The sequence below is a fragment of the Gordonibacter urolithinfaciens genome, assembly GCF_900199375.1.
Classification (GTDB): domain Bacteria; phylum Actinomycetota; class Coriobacteriia; order Coriobacteriales; family Eggerthellaceae; genus Gordonibacter; species Gordonibacter urolithinfaciens.
This window is the reverse complement of the sequence record NZ_LT900217.1, coordinates 1,537,723-1,554,876: the sequence shown is the minus strand read 5'-3', so window position 1 is coordinate 1,554,876 and position 17,154 is coordinate 1,537,723. Positions and strand designations below refer to the sequence as shown.

Annotated in this window: 14 protein-coding genes and 3 tRNA genes; 11 read left to right on the top strand and 6 right to left on the bottom strand. The window is 66.9% G+C overall.

Annotation, left to right across the window (positions count from 1 at the left end; genetic code table 11):
• Positions 1–2: 2 nt before the first annotated feature.
• The 3 genes from BN3560_RS06725 to BN3560_RS06715 all read left to right on the top strand — a co-directional run bounded on the left by BN3560_RS06725 (position 3) and on the right by BN3560_RS06715 (position 3,919).
• On the top strand, positions 3–1,700 hold the full coding sequence (locus BN3560_RS06725; RefSeq protein ID WP_161959434.1) for a molybdopterin dinucleotide binding domain-containing protein: 1,698 nt from the start codon (positions 3–5) through the stop codon (positions 1,698–1,700).
• A gap of 10 nt (positions 1,701–1,710) precedes the next feature.
• Positions 1,711–2,331 carry a 4Fe-4S dicluster domain-containing protein gene (locus BN3560_RS06720; RefSeq protein WP_096227486.1) on the top strand — a complete coding sequence of 207 codons (621 nt, stop codon included), beginning with the start codon at positions 1,711–1,713 and terminating at the stop codon, positions 2,329–2,331.
• Between the two features lie 208 nt (positions 2,332–2,539).
• Entirely contained in the window at positions 2,540–3,919 is a 1,380-nt protein-coding gene (locus BN3560_RS06715) for an MATE family efflux transporter (protein ID WP_157780555.1), read from the top strand.
• A 173-nt stretch (positions 3,920–4,092) separates the two neighbouring features.
• Here the strand turns inward: BN3560_RS06715 and BN3560_RS06710 are convergent.
• A tRNA-Ser gene (locus tag BN3560_RS06710) sits at positions 4,093–4,180 on the bottom strand.
• 222 nt (positions 4,181–4,402) lie between these two features.
• On the opposite strand from BN3560_RS06710, the gene BN3560_RS06705 reads away from it, so the two are divergent.
• The 5 genes from BN3560_RS06705 (at position 4,403) to BN3560_RS06685 (ending at position 9,653) form a co-directional block, all read left to right on the top strand.
• Positions 4,403–4,966, top strand: a complete 564-nt coding sequence (locus BN3560_RS06705) for a nucleoside deaminase (protein WP_241555789.1) — start codon at positions 4,403–4,405, stop codon at positions 4,964–4,966.
• Positions 4,963–6,138 (top strand): 4-(cytidine 5'-diphospho)-2-C-methyl-D-erythritol kinase, encoded by a 1,176-nt coding sequence (gene ispE / locus BN3560_RS06700; protein ID WP_227153969.1) that lies wholly within the window; start codon positions 4,963–4,965, stop codon positions 6,136–6,138. The genes BN3560_RS06705 and ispE overlap by 4 nt, the downstream gene beginning before the upstream one ends.
• A gap of 301 nt (positions 6,139–6,439) precedes the next feature.
• Entirely contained in the window at positions 6,440–6,994 is a 555-nt protein-coding gene (locus BN3560_RS06695) for a LemA family protein (RefSeq protein ID WP_087191493.1), read from the top strand.
• 166 nt (positions 6,995–7,160) lie between these two features.
• On the top strand, positions 7,161–9,227 hold the full coding sequence (locus tag BN3560_RS06690) for an ATP-binding response regulator (protein WP_161959435.1): 2,067 nt from the start codon (positions 7,161–7,163) through the stop codon (positions 9,225–9,227).
• Positions 9,228–9,275: 48 nt separating this feature from the next.
• Positions 9,276–9,653 (top strand): guanylate cyclase, encoded by a 378-nt coding sequence (locus tag BN3560_RS06685; protein WP_096227483.1) that lies wholly within the window; start codon positions 9,276–9,278, stop codon positions 9,651–9,653.
• 61 nt (positions 9,654–9,714) lie between these two features.
• On the opposite strand, the gene BN3560_RS06680 is transcribed toward BN3560_RS06685, so the two are convergent.
• A tRNA-Ser gene (locus BN3560_RS06680) sits at positions 9,715–9,805 on the bottom strand.
• Positions 9,806–9,869: 64 nt separating this feature from the next.
• On the opposite strand from BN3560_RS06680, the gene BN3560_RS06675 reads away from it, so the two are divergent.
• From BN3560_RS06675 to BN3560_RS06665, 3 genes are all read left to right on the top strand, one after another.
• Positions 9,870–11,945 (top strand): DUF2207 domain-containing protein, encoded by a 2,076-nt coding sequence (locus BN3560_RS06675; RefSeq protein ID WP_227115366.1) that lies wholly within the window; start codon positions 9,870–9,872, stop codon positions 11,943–11,945.
• A 186-nt stretch (positions 11,946–12,131) separates the two neighbouring features.
• Positions 12,132–12,722: an RNA polymerase sigma factor gene (locus BN3560_RS06670; protein WP_227115367.1), complete on the top strand. Its 591-nt coding sequence runs from the start codon at positions 12,132–12,134 to the stop codon at positions 12,720–12,722.
• Positions 12,655–13,740, top strand: a complete 1,086-nt coding sequence (locus BN3560_RS06665; RefSeq protein ID WP_123649813.1) for a hypothetical protein — start codon at positions 12,655–12,657, stop codon at positions 13,738–13,740. Before BN3560_RS06670 ends, BN3560_RS06665 begins: the two co-directional genes overlap by 68 nt.
• A 483-nt stretch (positions 13,741–14,223) precedes the next feature.
• Here BN3560_RS06665 and BN3560_RS06660 read toward each other — a convergent pair.
• The 4 genes from BN3560_RS06660 to BN3560_RS06645 form a co-directional block, all read right to left on the bottom strand.
• Positions 14,224–14,310: transfer RNA gene (locus BN3560_RS06660), tRNA-Leu, on the bottom strand.
• Between the two features lie 171 nt (positions 14,311–14,481).
• A complete protein-coding gene (locus BN3560_RS06655; RefSeq protein WP_227115368.1) occupies positions 14,482–15,042 on the bottom strand; it encodes a methylated-DNA--[protein]-cysteine S-methyltransferase in 561 nt (186 codons plus the stop codon).
• Positions 15,043–15,045: 3 nt separating this feature from the next.
• On the bottom strand, positions 15,046–15,588 hold the full coding sequence (locus tag BN3560_RS06650; protein ID WP_096227481.1) for a methylated-DNA--[protein]-cysteine S-methyltransferase: 543 nt from the start codon (positions 15,586–15,588) through the stop codon (positions 15,046–15,048).
• Positions 15,589–15,600: 12 nt separating this feature from the next.
• Positions 15,601–17,106 carry an AlkA N-terminal domain-containing protein gene (locus tag BN3560_RS06645; protein WP_096227480.1) on the bottom strand — a complete coding sequence of 502 codons (1,506 nt, stop codon included), beginning with the start codon at positions 17,104–17,106 and terminating at the stop codon, positions 15,601–15,603.
• Positions 17,107–17,154: the final 48 nt, after the last annotated feature.

Genomic DNA, 17,154 nt, shown 5'->3' with positions numbered 1-17,154 from the left:
CGGTGGGCGGTAAGAACGTGAAGACCTGCCTGCAGCTCATCAAGGACTACACGGCGGATATGACGCCCGAATGGGCGGAGGAGATCACGTCGGTGCCCGCCGATACCATCCGCCGCATCGCCAACGAGCTGGTGGACCACGCGCTCATCGGCTCCACCATCGAGCTGGACGGCGAGACGTTCCCGTTCCGTCCCGCCGGCGTGCTGGCGCCCGGTCGCGGCTCGAACTCGAATCCGCTGAACGTCGAGCTGTTCAAGGCCATCGAGGTGGTGAACGAGCTGCTGGGCTGCATCGACGTGCCTGGCGGCATCCTGGGCCTCGAACATGGCGACCTGCACGTGATGGACACCGACGACGACGGCATGCTGCTCCCCCCGGCCTCCGACAACTTCAGGAACCAGGCGGTGGGCCAGGAGAAGCTGTCGTTCCCGCCCAAAAGCTACAAGCTGGAGTGCTTCTATCCCCACGAGCTGCACGTGATGCAGCTGGTGTGGCGCGCCGCGCTCGACCCGGAGAGCTATTACCTGGACTACAAGCCCGAGGTGTACATGGTGCTGGGTGGCGGCAACCCGCTGCGCTCGAACTCCAACCCCGAGGCGGTGGTGGAGGTGCTCAAGCAGATCCCCTTCACGTTCACCATCTCGCTGTGGATGGACGAGATGACCCAGTTCGCCGACGTGGTGCTGCCCGAGCACCACGCGCTCGAGCGCTACGCGCTGTGGAATGCAAGCTGGATATCCAACAAGAGCGCGTCGGACTACGTGAAGAGCCTGCGCGTGCTGGAGGCGCGCAAGCCGGTGGTGGAGCCGGTGTTCGACACGCGCCAGCAGGAGGACCTGCTGATCGAATGGGCGTCCCGCCTGGGCATCCTGCCGAAGATGACCGGCATCGCCAACAAGGGCTTCCAGGGGAAGTTCCTGCCCGGCAAGCCCGGCGGCATCGCCGACGAGTACGCGCTCAGCCCAAAGGAGCCCTACACATACGCCGACGTGTGCGAGCGCAAGCTGAAGACGCAGTTCGGCGAGCAGGGCTGGGACGCGGTGAAGGAGTGCGCGGTAGTCGGGTACACGCAGCCCGACGTGAAGTCGGGCTATATCTGGCACTGGCATCCCGAGAACGCGTACCGCGTGCCGCTGTACTTCCGCTACAACGCCCGCAGCGCCCAGATGCTGCGCGCGCTCATCGAGGAGAACGACATCGAATTCCCGCACGCCGACCTGGACGAGGTGCTGCGCCAGTACTCGGGCGCACCGGTGTTCTTCGAGTTCGAGGGCATGCACCCCACCGAGGAGTTTCCGCTCAAGGTGCTCCAGTTCAAGACGCACTTCCAGGTGAACGACTCCACGGGCTTGTCGTACAACCACTGGCTGCACGACATCGAGCAGCGCTTCGACCCTCATCTGAAGAAGGTGCTCGTGGCGCCGTCGCGCGCCGACGAGCTGGGATTGGCCGAAGGCGACCAGGTGGTGGTCGAGTCCATGTACGGCGGCAAGACCACGGGCGTGCTGCACCTTTCCGAGATGATCCATCCCTCCACGCTCGCCATCTCGGGCAAGTGGGGCGCGAAGGGCGCGGGGCTCGTCGACTTCGCGCACGAGGGGCCGCACTACAACACGCTGCTCAACGACGACGAGCGGGACATCGGCTTCATGATGGGCAACTTGAACAACTCGGTTGCCGTCAAAGTCTACAAGGCGTAAGGGGGACTTTATGAGATACGGAATGGTCATCGACCTGCGGCGCTGCGTGGGATGCAACGCGTGCACGGTCGCGTGCAAGCAGTCCAACGGCACGCCTCCCGGCATGTTCTACTCGCATGTGTCGCTGCGCGAGGAGGGCGCGTACCCGAACGCCACTGCGCGCTACACGCCCATGCTGTGCGGGCATTGCGAGGAGGCCGCCTGCGTGTCGGTGTGCCCGACGGGCGCGTCGTACCGCGACGAGGCCGGCGTGGTGCGCGTCGACCACGGGAAGTGCATCGGATGCAAGTACTGTATCGCCGCCTGCCCTTACGAGGTGCGCACGTTCCTGAGCGAGCGCATAGAGGGGTACTTTCCCGGAAGCGGCCTGACCGAGCAGGAGCGGGTCATGTACGGAGGCTTCGAGGTTGGCAAGGTGTACAAGTGCGACTTCTGCCGCAGCAAGGGCTACACCGACGGCATCGGGCCCTCGTGCGTGCGCGCCTGCCCCGGCGATGCGCGCGTGTTCGGCGACCTGGACGACCCCGAAAGCGAGGTGGCCAGGTTGCTGGCCGCCGAGCAGGTGCGGGTGCTCGGCGAGGAGTACGGTACGAAGCCGAACGTGTATTACGTCGCGCGTTCGGGAGCATAGCGAGCCCGAGGGCTCGAACCTCCCCGATCCGTCTTCCCGCCCCCTCCGCGATGGCCGGGCGCTGCACACCGTGCGGCGCCCGGCCTTGCATATGCGGGGAAAGCCGGTATCATAGGACGTGGCATTGACATGTCACTATTGAACGGGGAGAGCGGCAGACGGGGGAGCGATGGGTCGGCTCGGCAGGAGGGAAAGCGCTTCGGGGCGCATGGCGCCCCGGGCCGCCGTGCGCATGGGCTCCGATCCCGTCGGGCGGCTGCTGGCGCGGTTCGCCGTCCCCGTGGTTGCGGGGCTTCTGGTATCGCGCTTCTACATCCTCGTGGACGGTATGTTCGTGGGCCAGGCGCTGGGCTCGGCGGGCGTGGCCGCGACCGCCATCGCCATGCCGTTCGTCACGCTGCTGAACGCCCTGGTCATGCTCATCGGCGACGGGGGCACCGCCGTGGTCGCCCTGCGCCTGGGCGCCGGCGAGCGGCAGGGGGCGGCTTCTGTGCTGGGGAACGCCCTGGTAATGCGCCTCATCCTGGCCGTCGTGCTGGGGGCGACCGTGCTGTGGTGGGCCGATCCGCTGCTGGGGCTGGCGGGAGCGTCGGGGGCGGTGCTCGGGCAGGCGAAGACGTACCTGGTCGTCACCGTGTTCGGCACGTTCGCGCTGGGCTTCTCGCTGGGCATCGACACGTTCCTGCGCGCCGCGGGCTTCCCGAACCGCACGCTGCTGGTGCAGGTGGCGGGTGCGCTGGCGAACATCGGCTTGGACTATGCGTTCGTCGTGGCCTGGGGCTGGGGCATAGCGGGCGCGGCATGGGCGACGGTCCTGGGACAGGGGGTGTCCCTGGTGGTTACGCTGGCGCTCCTGTTCAAGCGCGACATGCCGTTTCGCCTGCGCGTGCGCGACCTGCGGCCCGACGCCCCGCTCATGGGGTGCATCGCGCTGCTGGGCATGCCGTCGTTCATCGTGCGCGGATCGGATGCCGCGCTCAACCTGGTGATGAACGCGCTGATCGTGGGCTATGGAGCCGCGACGGCTATCGGCGGGGACGACGCGCTCGCCGTGTCCGGGGCCATCAACCGCGTGCTGCAGTTCGCGCTGGTGCCCGCCATCGGCATTGCGGTGGCGGCGCGCCCGCTGGTCGGCTTCAACTACGGCGCGGGGAACCGCGTGCGCGTGCGCGCCATCGTGAGGGTGGCCCTTGCATCAGGCGCGGCTTGCCTGACGGCGGTATGGCTGCTGGTGGAAACAGACCCGGCGCTGCTCATGGGGCTGTTCGGCTTCCACGGGGAAACCGCAGCGTTCGCGGCGTGGGCGCTGCGGGTGTCGCTGCTGGCCATGCCCATCCTCATGGTGCGCATCACGGGCACCAACTACTTCCAGGCCATCGGCGGTGCGAACAAGGCCATCCTGCTCACGTTCTGCCAGCAGGTGGTGTTCCTGCTGCCCTTCATCGTTGCAGCGCCCCTGGTGCTGCCGCAGCTGACGGGCGCCACCCCGCTCGAGTCGGTGTTCTGGGGCATGCTGGCCTCCGACGTGGCCTCGACCGCCCTGGTCGCGGTGTTTTTGCTGCGCGACCCTGCGCTGCGCAGGGCGTGACGGCGACGTGCGCGCCGGCCCGCGCCCGGCCGGCCGCCGCAGTAACCGGCGGGCTGCCGCAGCACCCGCCCGGCCGGCCGGGCGCCGCAATACCTGCTCGGACGACGCAGTAACCGGTCGGCTGCCGCAGAAAAAAGCGCCCGGAGCCGCTGGCTTCCGGGCGCGTTGCGCTCTGGCGGAGGAAGTAGGATTCGAACCCACGGACGCGTGAACGTCAACAGTTTTCAAGACTGCCGCCTTCAACCACTCGGCCATTCCTCCGCGATGGGGGATGCGGGCGCTGTCCGCGAGGGGCGCTCCGCACGGCAATGTTTCACGTGAAACATTTGTTCGCCGCATGCGCTTTTCGAAAAGAGGTTCCGAAAAGCAAGCAAAGGATACCATATAATAATCCGTATGTACGACGAAGACAACAGAGCCGACGCTCCCCCTTGCGAACCTGCGGCCTCTGCGTCCCGAACGTGCAGGCCGGAGGAGACGGCGGTGCCGAGCGGCCTGACGGCGCAGGAGGCTGCCCGCGTTTCCGCTCATTGGCGGCCGCGCCTTTCCGACGAGGACTATATGCGCCTGGCGATCGACGAGGCGCGTCGCGCCGAAGGGCTGGGCGAGGTGCCCATCGGTGCCGTGGTGGTGTACGAGCCCATCGACCCTGCGACCCGCCGCCCCCTGGCCGAACCGCGGGTGATCGCGCGAGCGTGCAACTTGCGCGAGACGACGCGGGATCCGGCGGGGCACGCCGAGTTCCTGGCCATGCGGCAGGCGTCGGCCGCCCTCGGCGCGTGGCGGCTTGCCGGCTGCACGGTGTACGTGACGCTGGAGCCGTGCATCATGTGCGCGGGCCTCATGCACCAGGCGCGCATCGACCGCTGCGTGTACGGTGCGCCCGATCCGAAGGCCGGCGCGCTGGGAACGCTGTACCGCATCAACGAGGACGAGCGGCTCAACCACAACTTCACCGCGGCGCCCGGTGTGCTGGGCGACGAGTGCGCGGAGATGCTGCGTGCGTTCTTCGCGCGCAAGAGAAGGAAACGAACGGAGCCCCGATGACGAACCAGAACGAAGAGAACCTCCCCGGCACCCATGTGTCCGACGCTCCCGAGAGGGCGGCGTCTGCCTGCTCCGACCCGGGACGGCAGGCGGCCGCCGCAGGCTCGCAAGCTCCCGCCTGCCCGGCTTCGGCGCGGTCGGCAGCTGCGAACCCGCAGCCTGCAGCCGGCACGCCCGCGAGCGACCCGCATGCGGTGGACATGCTGGCGGCGGCGCGTGCCGCGCAGAAGGTCGACGAGGCGGCGTTCGGTGGCCCGGGAGCCGTCAAGGTCATCGCGCCTGCCAAGGTGAACCTGTTCCTGGGCATAGGGCAGCGGCGCCCCGACGGCTACCACGAGGCCCTGAGCGTCATGCACGCGCTCACCATGCACGACGTGCTGCGCATGCGGCTGGCGCCCGCGCAACCCGAAGGCCCCGCCGGCCTCTCCATCGCCCTCGACTGCCGCGTGGCCGAGGGCCTGCCCCCGCTCGATGTGCCGCCCGAGGACAACATCGTGAGCAGGGCGATCCGCCGGCTCGCCGAGGCAATCGGCCGCAGCGAGTGCGAGCAGGTGTCCGTGCTGCTGGAGAAGCGCATCCCCGCCGAGGCGGGGCTGGGCGGCGGCTCGTCCGATGCCGCCGCGGCGCTCGTGGGCGCGGCACAGCTGTGGGGGCTGGCCGCCGACGACCCGCGCATCGAGGAGGTCGCGCGCACCCTGGGCGCCGACGTGCCGTTCTTCCTGCACGGCGGATGCGCCGTTCTGGATGGCGCGGGCGATGCGTTCGTGCGCGAGCTTGCGCCCATGGGCTCTCCCGTGGTGCTGGTGAGGCCTGCGGGCGGCGTGTCGACGGCTGCCGCGTACCGGGCGTTCGACGAGTGCCCGGTGCCCGTGGCCGCATCCGACCGCGACGCGGCGCTTGCCGCCGCACGCGCCCAGGACGTGCCCCTGCGCAACAACCTGGCGGCCGCCTCCGAGTCGCTGCTGCCCGCGCTGGCCGACGTGCGCGCGTGGGCCGAGGCGTGCCCGGACGTGCAGCAGGCCCTCATGTCGGGCAGCGGGTCGGCCGTGTTCGCGCTCTGCGACACGTTCGAGGCCGCCGGTCGCGCCGCCGCCCAGGCCCGTCTGCGCGGCTGGTGGGCCCATGCCACGACGTTCGGCCGGGTACGCGCCGCCGCCGTCCCCTCCCGCTGAGCGCACCCGCCCGAAGCCGCGCCTCCCGCTCCGGTCGACGGCGCCGTCCCGATTGCAACCAGCCCGCAATCTGCCCCACCGGCGCCGTCCCGCCTATGACCGTGAGCCGTCCTACCGCGGCCCGTCCCGACAAGCTGCTGCTCCCGCCGCCCGCTATGGCCCGAAAGGGGGATGCAGCGCTCCGCTGTCCGCCTACGGCTCGTACTAAAGAAGGATGCCCTGGGTTACAGATTCAATCTATGTTCCCCATACGTGACCCAAGATGTTAAAATCCCAGTTACGTAATAGCAAAGGAGAGCTTATGAGCATCCCACTGATTGTCATCCTCGTCATCGTTGTCGTCCTGGTCGTTGCCATCATCGGCCTGTACAACAACCTGGTGAAGCTGCGCAACATGGTGGACAACGCCTGGGCGCAGATCGACGTGCAGCTGCAGCGCCGCTTGGACCTGATCCCGAACCTCGTGGAGACGGTCAAGGGCTACGCCTCGCACGAGCGCGGGACGCTCGAGGAGGTCACGCAGGCGCGCACCGCCGTGATGAACGCGCCCACGCCGGAGGGCAAGATGCAGGCCGACGGCATCCTTACCGGCGCCCTGAAGAACCTGTTCGCCGTGGCCGAGGCTTACCCCGACCTCAAGGCCAACGCGAACTTCCAGCAGCTCCAGGCCGAGCTGTCCAACACCGAGGACAAGATCAGCTACATGCGCCAGAGCTACAACGACACGGTCATGAAGTTCAACACGGCCATCCAGACGTTCCCGGCGGTGCTGTTCGCGGGGATGATGGGCTTCAAGCAGCGCGACAGCTTCGATGCCGCAGCCGGGGCGGACGTCGCCCCCAAGGTTCAATTCTAAGAGCGATCACCGCGCGCGCCCGAACCAACGAGGCGGGCGCTCCATTCTAGCCTAGCCAAGATCCGTTCGCGCAGCCACGCCGAGCGGCGCGGTTGCGCGAACGGATATGCCCGGTGGCCTTCTCCATTCGGGCGCTTGTCGGAGACAACAGGTCGGAAGTGATTGTATGACGCATGGTTTCCGCTACCATCGGATGCTCGACCGCGACCAACTCGCGCGGGTGCTCGACACCCGCATGCTCTCGTTCGCAATGACGTGCGCCCTGGTCGTTCTTCTTCTTGTGTTCTACACGGTGACGATGGTGAACATGGGCGCCATCTCCAGTCGAATCGACGAGATAAACGCGCATCCCTATCCGGTGACGGTGGCGGCAGGCGAGGTGGAAACCAACCTGGTTCAGCTGCGCACGCTTTCGGACCGGCTCGTGTACGTGAGGACGCCCGAGGCCGTGGATGCCGTCGAGGACGAGTATGCGAGCATCGATCGGGCGATAGCGGATCCGCTGGCCACCATTGCCAGCCAATGCCGGTCGTCCCCCGAGAAGGCGGGCGCGCTTTCGGCTGACTATGAAACGCTGAAGGCCGAGCAGCGACGGCTCATCGACACGTGCCGCGATCCCGCCACTACCGACGCCGAGGTGCAGCGCACGGTAAGCGAGCAGGTAGACCCGCTGATCGGGGCAATGCTCGCACGCAATTCCGAGATCATCGGGAGCTCGCACCAATCGTTCGACGCCCTGTTCGAGCTGGCCGTCAAGGCCTGTGCGGAAACCGCGCTGTACGCTACCGTGCTCATGGCGGGCGTGTTGGCCGTGCTCGCTGTCTTCTTGGTTACGTTAAGGCGCCGCAATGCCGAGCGCGACCGGCTCCAGAAGAACCTCGAGGCAGCGCTCGAAACGGCCCGCCACGCCAGCCAGGCGAAGTCGCAGTTCCTTGCCAGCGTGTCGCACAACATACGCACGCCGTGTTCGGCCATCGTGGGGCTGACGGAGATTGCCGAGCGCCATGTGGGCGAGAAAGACCGGGTGGAGGAGTGCTTGTCGAAGATCACGCTCTCATCGCACCACCTGATAAGCCTGATCAACGATGTTCTGGAGATGAGCAAGATCGAAAGCGGGCGGTTCATGCTGAATGACGAATCGTTCAGTTTGGAAGAGCTCGTGTCCCTGGTCGACGTTATCGCCCAGCAGCAGGCGCGCACGAAGCAGCTCGTGTTCCACATGGAAGCGGACGACGTTTCCGGCGTCTACGTGCGCGGCGATTCCCTGCGCTTGCGTCAGGTGCTGCTGAACCTTATCGGCAATGCCGTGAAATACACCGAGCCGGGCGGCGAGGTTCGCCTGCGCGTGCGGCTGGAGCGCCCAGGTTGCGTGTCGCCCGATCGGGCTCCCTGTACCGACGAGTCCCTGATGCTGGGCGAGAGCCGCGGCACCGACTTTCCCGAAACGCCCTGCGGCGGAGAAGGAGCGTGCGGTTGCGCGCTGTACCGGTTCGAGATCGAGGACAACGGTATAGGCATGGCGCCCGAGTTCGTGGGGCGTATCTTCGAGCCCTTCGAGCGAGAGCGCTCCGATGAGACGCGCAGCATCGAGGGAACCGGGCTGGGCATGTCCATCACGAAGAGCATCGTCGATCAGATGGGCGGCGCCATCGCCGTGAAAAGCGAGCGTCATCATGGCACGACGTTCACGGTCGACCTCCCGCTCTGCCTGGAGAGAGCCGATGCTGCCAAGCCCCTGCCCGCCGACGACGTGGTGCCCACGCTGCCGAGGCGCGTGGATTTCTCGGGCGTGCGCGTGCTGGTAGCAGAAGACGATGAGATCAACGCCGAGATAGCTTGCGACATCGTGGGACGCACGCATGCCGAGGTAGTCTGGGCGCATGATGGCGCAGAGGCGGTCGAGACGGTGTTGGGCGCCCCCGACGGCTGGTTCGACCTCGTGTTCATGGATGTGGAGATGCCGAACATGGACGGCTTGGAGGCTTCGCGCACCCTGCGGGATGCCTGCCGTCGCGAGGGGCGGCCGCAGCTCGTTATCGTGGCCATGACGGCGAATGCGTATGTGGAGGACCGTCGCCGCGCGTTCGATGCCGGCATGGACGACTACCTGGTGAAGCCTTTCGGCTTCGCCGACGTATGCGACGTGATGGACCTGCGCCTGCCAGCCCGCAGCGAATCGGATGGGCGGCATGCGGCAAACGAGTCGGCGGAGCCCGCCTTCTCTTTGGTATGATGGTGGCGAAGGAACGTAGGCGGGAGCGGCATTGAAGGGAGTGGACCGATGGTAGCAAGGCTTTCGCGTATCGTGCCGCTGCTCATCGTGTTGGCCGTTGTCGCGGGCATCGTGTACCTTGTTGCCGCATGGCGCCACTCGCCGAACCGCGGCAAGGAGATACTCATCAGGCTGTTCACATGGTTGACGGGGGCTCTCTCGGTCGTGTTCCTGCTCATAAGCCTGTATGCGCTGCTTGACGGCAATGCCCTCATCCTTGACTTGGGCGCGAGCTTCCTCGTGGCCGCGCTCATCGGCCTGGGCATAACGCGCATCTGCCGCGCCGTGTTCGTGCGCAATCACCCCGGCTGGAAGCAGAAACCCGTGCGGACGACGCACCCGGACGATCATCCTCGGCGCCCGTTCACGCCGCCGTGGAAGCGGTAGGGAGGACGGGCGAAGGTGCAAAAAAGAAAGCACCCCAAGAGGGGTGCGAAGGATGTCTCGATGGCGGAGAAGCAGGGATTCGAACCCTGGATACCCTTGTGGGGTATACTCACTTAGCAGGCGAGCACCTTCGGCCTCTCGGTCACTTCTCCGCGCTATAATAGGTGCGATTCGCTATGATACCGTGACCATCTCGAACTTGCAAGGAGATTGACCGTGCAAATCACGAGTGATCCTCATAATACCGGGGCGCGTGCTGCGATAGCCGCCCCTGCACGCCGTGCGAGCCATGCCGCTGCAGATGCTCGGGCCGTGCGCCGTCCCGTTGCGGCGCGCCTCATACTGCTGGCATCCGCGCTCGTCTTGGCTGCCGCAGCGCTGCTGGCTGCCGCGCCGGGCGAGGCGTTCGCGAAGTCCTACGACATGACGAAGGTGGACATAACGGCGCAGGCCGAGACGGATGGGTCGCTGCATGCGGTGGAGCAGCGCACGTTCGACTTCAACGGAGACTTCACGGCGGTGTGGTGGACGTTCGAGGGATTGCCTTCGAACGCGGAGCTGAAGGTGAACTCCGTGCGCATGGCGCGCGTGGACGGGGACGGCAACGTGGTGGGCGAGTGGGAGACGCTGCCCGGCGTGCCGTTCGTGCTGGACTGGCGCGATGCGGGAGGCCCCGGAACGGATGCGTACTCGGTCGACGCGCCGAAGAACACGGTGTACGCCTTCTTCGATGTCTCGGATGAGAAGGCGGTTATCGAGCTGGACTACACCGTGGTGAACGGCGTGCAGGCCTACAAGGACGTGGCCGAGGTGAACTGGAAGTACGTCGGCGACCAGTGGGAGGAGTCGTCGGCCGACATCACCATGACGCTGGCGCTGCCGGTGCCGCAGGGCGTGGCGGTGGAGCCCGGCGAGAACGTGCGTGCATGGGGCCATGGCCCGCTCGACGGGTCGTTGGCCATCAATTCGGACGGCAGCGTCACGTACACCGTGCCGAAGGTGAACGCCGGCCAGTACGCCGAGGCGCGCGTGCTGTTCCCCGTGGCGTGGCTCACGAACCTCTCTCCCGATGCGGCGAAGCTCCATGCGGACGAGGCGCGTCTCGACAAGGTGCTGGCCGAGGAGGAGGACTGGGCCGACCAGGCCAACCACAACCGCATGCAGTCGCTGGCCTTCGTCATCGGCTGCGGTGTGCTGTGCGTGCTGCTCATTGCTTGGGCGCTGTGGTCCTACTTCCGCTACGGCAAGGAGCATGCCCCGAGCTTCACCGACGAGTACTGGCGCGACGTTCCCGATCCGCGCGTGCACCCGGCCGTGATCGGCCGCCTGTGGCGCTGGGACCGCGAGAGCCAGGACGACTTCACGGCCACCCTCATGCACCTGTCGCACAGCGGCGCCATCCGCATCGACCGCGGCACGTATCAGGACCAGAAGTCCTTCGGCCGTACCGAGACGGTGGAGGACTACTATCTGACGCGCGTGCCCGCCGTGGCCGACGCGGTGGAGAACCCCATAGACCGGCAGGCGCTCGACCTCCTGTTCGGCACCATTGCCGCCGGTGGCGACTCGCTGTGGTTCGGCACCATCCAGCAGTATGGGAAGGACCACCCCGAGAAGTTCCTGGATGCCATGAAGACCTGGCAGGGCATCGTGTCGGCCGAGACGAACCGCTGGGACTTCTTCGAGGTCAAAGGCAAGCGCTACCAGGGGTACCTCGTTACGCTCGCCATTCTGGTGGGGGTGGCCGGCTTGGGCGTCGGGCTGCTCACGGACAACTTCATCCCGCTCATCTTCATGCTGCCCACGGCCATTGCGCTGGGCGTGATAGGCAACTACCTGCCGCGGCGCAGCGTGGAGGGGAACAACCTGGTGGCGAAGTGCAAGGCGCTGCGCAACTGGCTGCGCGACTTCTCGTCGCTCGACGAGCGCCCTCCCACCGACGTGAAGGTGTGGGGCGAGTTCATGGTGTACGCCTACGTGTTCGGCATTGCGAAGCAGGTCATGAGCGAGCTGCAGACGCACGTGCCCGAGCTGTTCGAGCCCGCGGCGGGCACGGCGTACGGATACGGCTACGTGCCATGGTGGTTCTGGTACGCGCCCACGCACGGCGCCGGCGGCGCGGTCATGCCGGCAGCGGGCGACCTGCTGCACACGGCCGTATCGAACACCGTGAGCACGGCGCAGGCCGCCATCTCGGGCGCGAGCGGCAACTTCTCCAGCGGCGGCGGCTTCGGCGGCGGTTTCAGCGGCGGCGGAGGCGGCGGCTTCGGCGGAGGAGGCGGCGCCCGGTAGCGCGGGGCGCGATTGCGGGCGGCTGGCGGCGCGGCATATCGTCGGATCTGCGCATCGGCGCATCGAGGCGTTATTGCTGACGGTGCGGCGCTGCGGCGCCCGATCTGCTCACCGTTCCGTCAGTTTCCGTAAACCGCATGAGACACCCTCCTGCTCCCGAGCGTGTTAGGGGCAGGAGGTGAATACGTGAGAAGAGAAAAAGAACGTGCCAGCGGGCGCCCCCTCAGGTCGGATGCGCTCATCCGGCAGGCCATGGCCGCCTGGGGCGGCTCGGTCTGGCGGCTCGCCCTGGCGCAGACGGGCTCCAAGGAAGATGCTGAGGACGTCTACCAGGACGTGTTCTTGCGGCTCGCCCAGAACACGACAGAGTTCTCCGGCCAGGAGCACCTGAAAGCCTGGCTCCTGCGCGTGGCCGTCAACCGCTGCCATGACGTGGCCCGCCTACGCAGCCGCCGTCCGGCGGTGCCCCTCGACAGCATGCCCTTCGAGCCGACCGATGCGGGCCCGCTCTCGCCCGACGAGGTGCGCGCCCTGTGGGAAGCGGTGGGGGAGCTGTCCGAGAGCATGCGCATCGTCATCCATCTGTATTACCAAGAGGGCTATTCCGGAAAAGAGATCGCGGAGGTGCTCGGCATCGAGCCGTCCACCGTGCGCACGCGCCTGCAAAGGGCGCGCGCACAGCTAAGAACATCTTTGGGAGGTGTCGACTATGGCCAGTGCGAACCAGTACAAAGCGATGATGGACCAAGCGGAGCCACCTGCCCATCTGCAGGATGACGTGATGGCGCGCCTCGGCGAGCTGCGCGGGGAGAAGGCTGCCGGACGCGAGGGGGCAACGTGCGGGCCGCAGGCGTTCATAGCTCGCGCCGGGGGAAAGCGCCGAGCGGTGCCTAGGGCGGCGAAGGTGCTGACCGGTGCGTTGGCTGCCGCGGTTGTGGCGGGCGCCCTGATCGCCGTGCCCGCGCTGCTGCCCGGCGTTCCGGGCGGCTCGGAAGGCGCGGGTGCCGGGACGCCCGCATCCTCGCTGGCCGAGCAGTTCGGCTTGGCGCTCTACGCGGATGCCGACGAGGGCGGCCAGACGGTGAGCGTTGCGACGGCTGACGAGGGCATTGTGCCGTTCGGCGGCGAAGGGGGGCCGCGGCCGAGCGCTCTCTCGTACCAGTTGAACCTCGCCTGCGTGGGCGAGGGCATCGAGTCCGTGATCTACGCCATCGACGGCGAGGATGTGGCGTTCGAGCTGATAGACATGAAGCCGCTGGAAGACGGGACGCTGGTGCCGTCGACGTACACGGCATCGCAGGAATTCACCCTTGACTACGCCGACCAGCAGCCCGAGGATCTGTGCCGACTGGTCAAGGTGGATCTGCGCACGCCGGAAGAGCGCGATTGGAGCGCACGCGTCGCTGACGTGCTCGCACGCCTGGATGCAGCAACTGATCCCGCTGAAAAGGAGGCGCTGAACAATGAGCTGACCGAGCTCGACAAGGAGCAGGCAGATAGCATCAACGGTGGGTACGAGGCGCTTGGCCAAGATGAGGATGCGCGCTACGCCGCCATGGACGAGCTCTTCTTCGAAGCATCCTGCGAGGCTGCACAGAAGATCGGCCAGGCAACGCTTTCGGCCACCGCCACGTTCACTGACGGAACCACTCTCATGCGCCGGTACCGCATCATGCCCGTCGAGAACTTCGAGCAGGTGTTCGCCGACCGCATGGCCGCCAACCGCGAGCAAGGCCGCCCCGACGACGACCCCCGCCTCACCGCCCCCCTTTTCGAGATCACCGAGCTGGCGTAACAAGCTCCAACGCGCAATCAGAAGGGCCCTGGTCGTTGACCGGGGCCCTTCTGCATTCAGGCGCCTTCGCATGTCGGCGGTAATGTGCTCTGCCCAAGAGCGGGTAGCTGCTGTGTAGCATGCTATAATGAGCAAGTTCGGTGCTTCGTCGCCCGGGCGGCTTCGAAAGATCGGAGAAGCCTATGGATCCCCAAACGATCATTGCGGTATGCGCGCTTCTTACGGTGGCAATCGGAATCGTGAGTTTGGCCAGAAGGGAGTGACGAACGGCCTTGTGCGTGAAAAAGCCGGTAACCCCTGTGCAAGAGTAAACCGGCTTAAGCAAGGAACAAGTGCTGCCCGAGTCGGCGGGGCACCGTTCGATTCGGATTGTACCACACTCGCGCAAACGACGCAGGGCTCGGCACATTGCTGTGCACCAACGAAGCCACACTTGCCGACAACGAAAAGAGCCCCGGATTCCGGGGCTCTTCCAAGTTCAAATGGTGCGGGTGAAAGGACTTGAACCTTCATGGGGTTGCCCCCATACGGACCTGAACCGTACGCGTCTGCCAATTCCGCCACACCCGCATCTGCTCTCCGACCTCGGTCGAAAGCAAGAACAGATGATACAGGACTTCATCCGCCTATGCAAGACTGAAATTTGCTCCTGCGGAGAAAAACGGCCTATAACGAGCAATCGCAGAGAGCTTCCACGCGTCTCCCGCGCTGCGCTCTCCGGGTACGTGCTGCGGAGGCTCCTTACAGGGCGGTGCCGCGCTTCGGCACGTAGAGGCCGGTCAGGTCGGCGCCCTCGTGCTCCAGCAGCCAGGCCTTGCGGGCGATGCCGCCGGCGTATCCGGTCAGGCTGCCGTCCGAGCCGATCACGCGATGGCAGGGCAGGATAATGGAGATGGGGTTGCGCCCGTTCGCCGTGCCAACGGCGCGCGCCGAGGCCTTACCACCGCAATCGCATGCGATCTGCGCGGCGAGCTCGGCGTAGGTGCGCAGCTCGCCGTAAGGGATGTCGGCCAGCAGCTTCCACACGCGCTGCTGGAACGGGGTGCCGCCCGGCTTGAGGGGCAGCGTCGCTACGGGAAGGGGGTCGCCGTCGAAGTAGCGGTCGAGCCAGGCGCGCACCTGCGCGAACACGGGAAGGTCGTCGCGGCGCTGCAGGTTCCCCGCCACCTTGCCGGCGAAGTACTTCTGACCCTCGATCCATAGCCCGACGATTGCCTCGCCGTCGCTCGCGATGGTGAGGTCGCCCAGCTCGGCATGGGGGTACACGGTCGAGTAAAGCATGAGGTCCCCGCTCTCTTCCATGCGCTAGAGCGCCGTGCCCTTCTTGGGAACGAAAAAGGCCTCCATGTTGACTCCCTCGTGCTCCAGCAGCCATATCTTGCGCGTCAGGCCGCCGGCGTAACCGGTCAGGCTGCCGTTCGCGCCCACCACGCGGTGGCAGGGTATGATGATGGAAATGGGATTGTGCCCGACGGCCCCGCCCACGGCCTGGGAGGACATTTTCTCCTTGCCGTTTTCCTGTGCGATTTCCCGGGCCAGGTCGCCGTAGGTGCGCACGCAACCGTAGGGAATCTCTGCCAGCTTGCGCCACACGCGCTGGCGGAATGCGGTGCCGTTGGGCGCCAGCGGCAGCTCGGCTGTCGCTGGTCGCTTGCCGGCGAAGTAGCGCTCAAGCCAGTCTTTCGCCTGCGCGAAAACGGGCAGGTCATCGGCCGGCACCATCTCGCCGTCCACCGTGCCGCCGAAGTGCTTCTGCCCGGCCATCCACAGCCCCACGATGCTCTGGCCGTCGCTTGCTATCGCGACCTCGCCGAATTCTGGATGGGTGTAGCTCGTCCGATATACCATGTGCCTTCCTTCCTATGCGGCCAGCGAGTTCCACAGGCACAGCACCGCGTAGCTGCGCCACGGGCGCCACTGCTCGGCCAGCGCCAGCCGTTCCTTCGGTTCCAGGTGGGGTAGAGCGTGTTTCACGCCGGCATCGGTCTCCATGAAGGCGTCGGGATGGTTGAGCACCCTCATGGCCAGGTAGTTCGCCGACCAGGGGCCGATGCCTTTCACCGCTAGCAGGCGTTCCATCTGCTCCGCCACCACGGCACCGGTATCGAAGCGCAGCTCGCCGGTCTCAAGCAGCCGCGCGATCTCGGCGATGGTACGCGAGCGCGTCCTGATAATGCCCAGCACGCCGAGCGCGTCCTCGATGGGTTCGAGCGCGGCGACCTCCGCCGCTGTGGGGAACGCGTGCGTGAGCCCTGGGATGCCGGTGTCCACGGGCTTGCCGTAGCGCTCTACGATGCGCGCCGCCAGCCGGTTGGCGGCCACCACCGTCACCTGCTGGCCGAGGATGGCCCGCACGGACGTCTCGAAAGGGTCGAAGCAGCCGGGCACCCGCGTTCCCAGGACCGCCGCGCCCGGAACCGTATCATTCAGCGAGGCGATGCCCTCGTGCACGGCCTGCGGGTCGCAATCGACGTCGAACATGCGGCGCACCCGGGCGATGACCTGCGACGTCACCGGCAACAGCGACGCGCTCATCGTGACGGCAAGCGCCCCCCGCCGCTCGTTGTCGGTCACGCGCACCCAGCCGAGCACCTCCTCGTTGCCGTGCTGCATGCGCACGACGCGCGCGTAGGCGTGCTCGTCCACCGCTTCCACGCCTTCCAGCTGGCGGGCACGGAAGAACGCGAGCAGCTCGGCGAAGCGGTACGGCGGACGGTAGCTCAGCGTGAAGGCCACTCCGTCGCCCGACGGCGTGCGCCGTCGGGCGCTCTTGCGCACGGCGGTGGGGGTGAGTCGATAGCGTTCCTTGAACAGGTCGTTGAAGCGCCGCACGCTCTTGAACCCGGCGGCCGCGGCCACCTGGCTTACCGGGAGGTCCGAGTCGGTGAGCAGGCTCTTCGCCAGAAGGAGGCGGCAGGTTTGCAGGTACTGCACCGGCGTCACCTCGAACTCGCGTTGGAAGGCCCGCCGCAGGTGGCGATCGGTGTAGCCCAGCCGCTCCGCCATGCGCTCGAGGCTCTCGCCGCTCGTGCAGCCCTCGCGCAGCAGCGAGGCCGCCCGCCGCGCGAGGTTCGCGGACGCGTCGGCGATGGAGTGGCCGGGCGCGAGCTCCGGGCGGCACACGAGGCACGGGCGGTATCCGGCAGCCTCCGCCTCGGCCGCTGTCTCGTAGAACGTGCAGTTCTCGTACTTGGGCATGTGCACGTGGCAGACGGGGCGGCAGTACACGCCCGTGGAGGACACGCCCACGAACGCCTGGCCGTCGAATCGCGCGTCCTTCGACGCGAACGCCGCGTACAGCGCCCGCTTGCGCGATTCAGGATGGTTGAGGTCCTTCCGCAAGGTGCTCTCCTGTGCTTCTGCCATGGGGTGCCGCCCTCCTTCCGAGTGATCCGCACTGCGAGAGGCGGTGCA

Bases quoted from the DNA above. Each gene is read 5' to 3' on its own strand.
- BN3560_RS06720 (WP_096227486.1), top strand. From the start codon at position 1,711: ATGAGATACGGAATGGTCATCGACCTGCGGCGCTGCGTGGGATGCAAC.
- BN3560_RS06715 (WP_157780555.1), top strand. From the start codon at position 2,540: ATGGCGCCCCGGGCCGCCGTGCGCATGGGCTCCGATCCCGTCGGGCGG.
- ispE (WP_227153969.1), top strand. From the start codon at position 4,963: ATGACGAACCAGAACGAAGAGAACCTCCCCGGCACCCATGTGTCCGAC.
- BN3560_RS06695 (WP_087191493.1), top strand. From the start codon at position 6,440: ATGAGCATCCCACTGATTGTCATCCTCGTCATCGTTGTCGTCCTGGTC.
- BN3560_RS06690 (WP_161959435.1), top strand. From the start codon at position 7,161: ATGACGCATGGTTTCCGCTACCATCGGATGCTCGACCGCGACCAACTC.
- BN3560_RS06685 (WP_096227483.1), top strand. From the start codon at position 9,276: ATGGTAGCAAGGCTTTCGCGTATCGTGCCGCTGCTCATCGTGTTGGCC.
- BN3560_RS06665 (WP_123649813.1), top strand. From the start codon at position 12,655: ATGGCCAGTGCGAACCAGTACAAAGCGATGATGGACCAAGCGGAGCCA.
- BN3560_RS06655 (WP_227115368.1), bottom strand. From the start codon at position 15,042: ATGGAAGAGAGCGGGGACCTCATGCTTTACTCGACCGTGTACCCCCAT.
- BN3560_RS06650 (WP_096227481.1), bottom strand. From the start codon at position 15,588: ATGGTATATCGGACGAGCTACACCCATCCAGAATTCGGCGAGGTCGCG.
- BN3560_RS06645 (WP_096227480.1), bottom strand. From the start codon at position 17,106: ATGGCAGAAGCACAGGAGAGCACCTTGCGGAAGGACCTCAACCATCCT.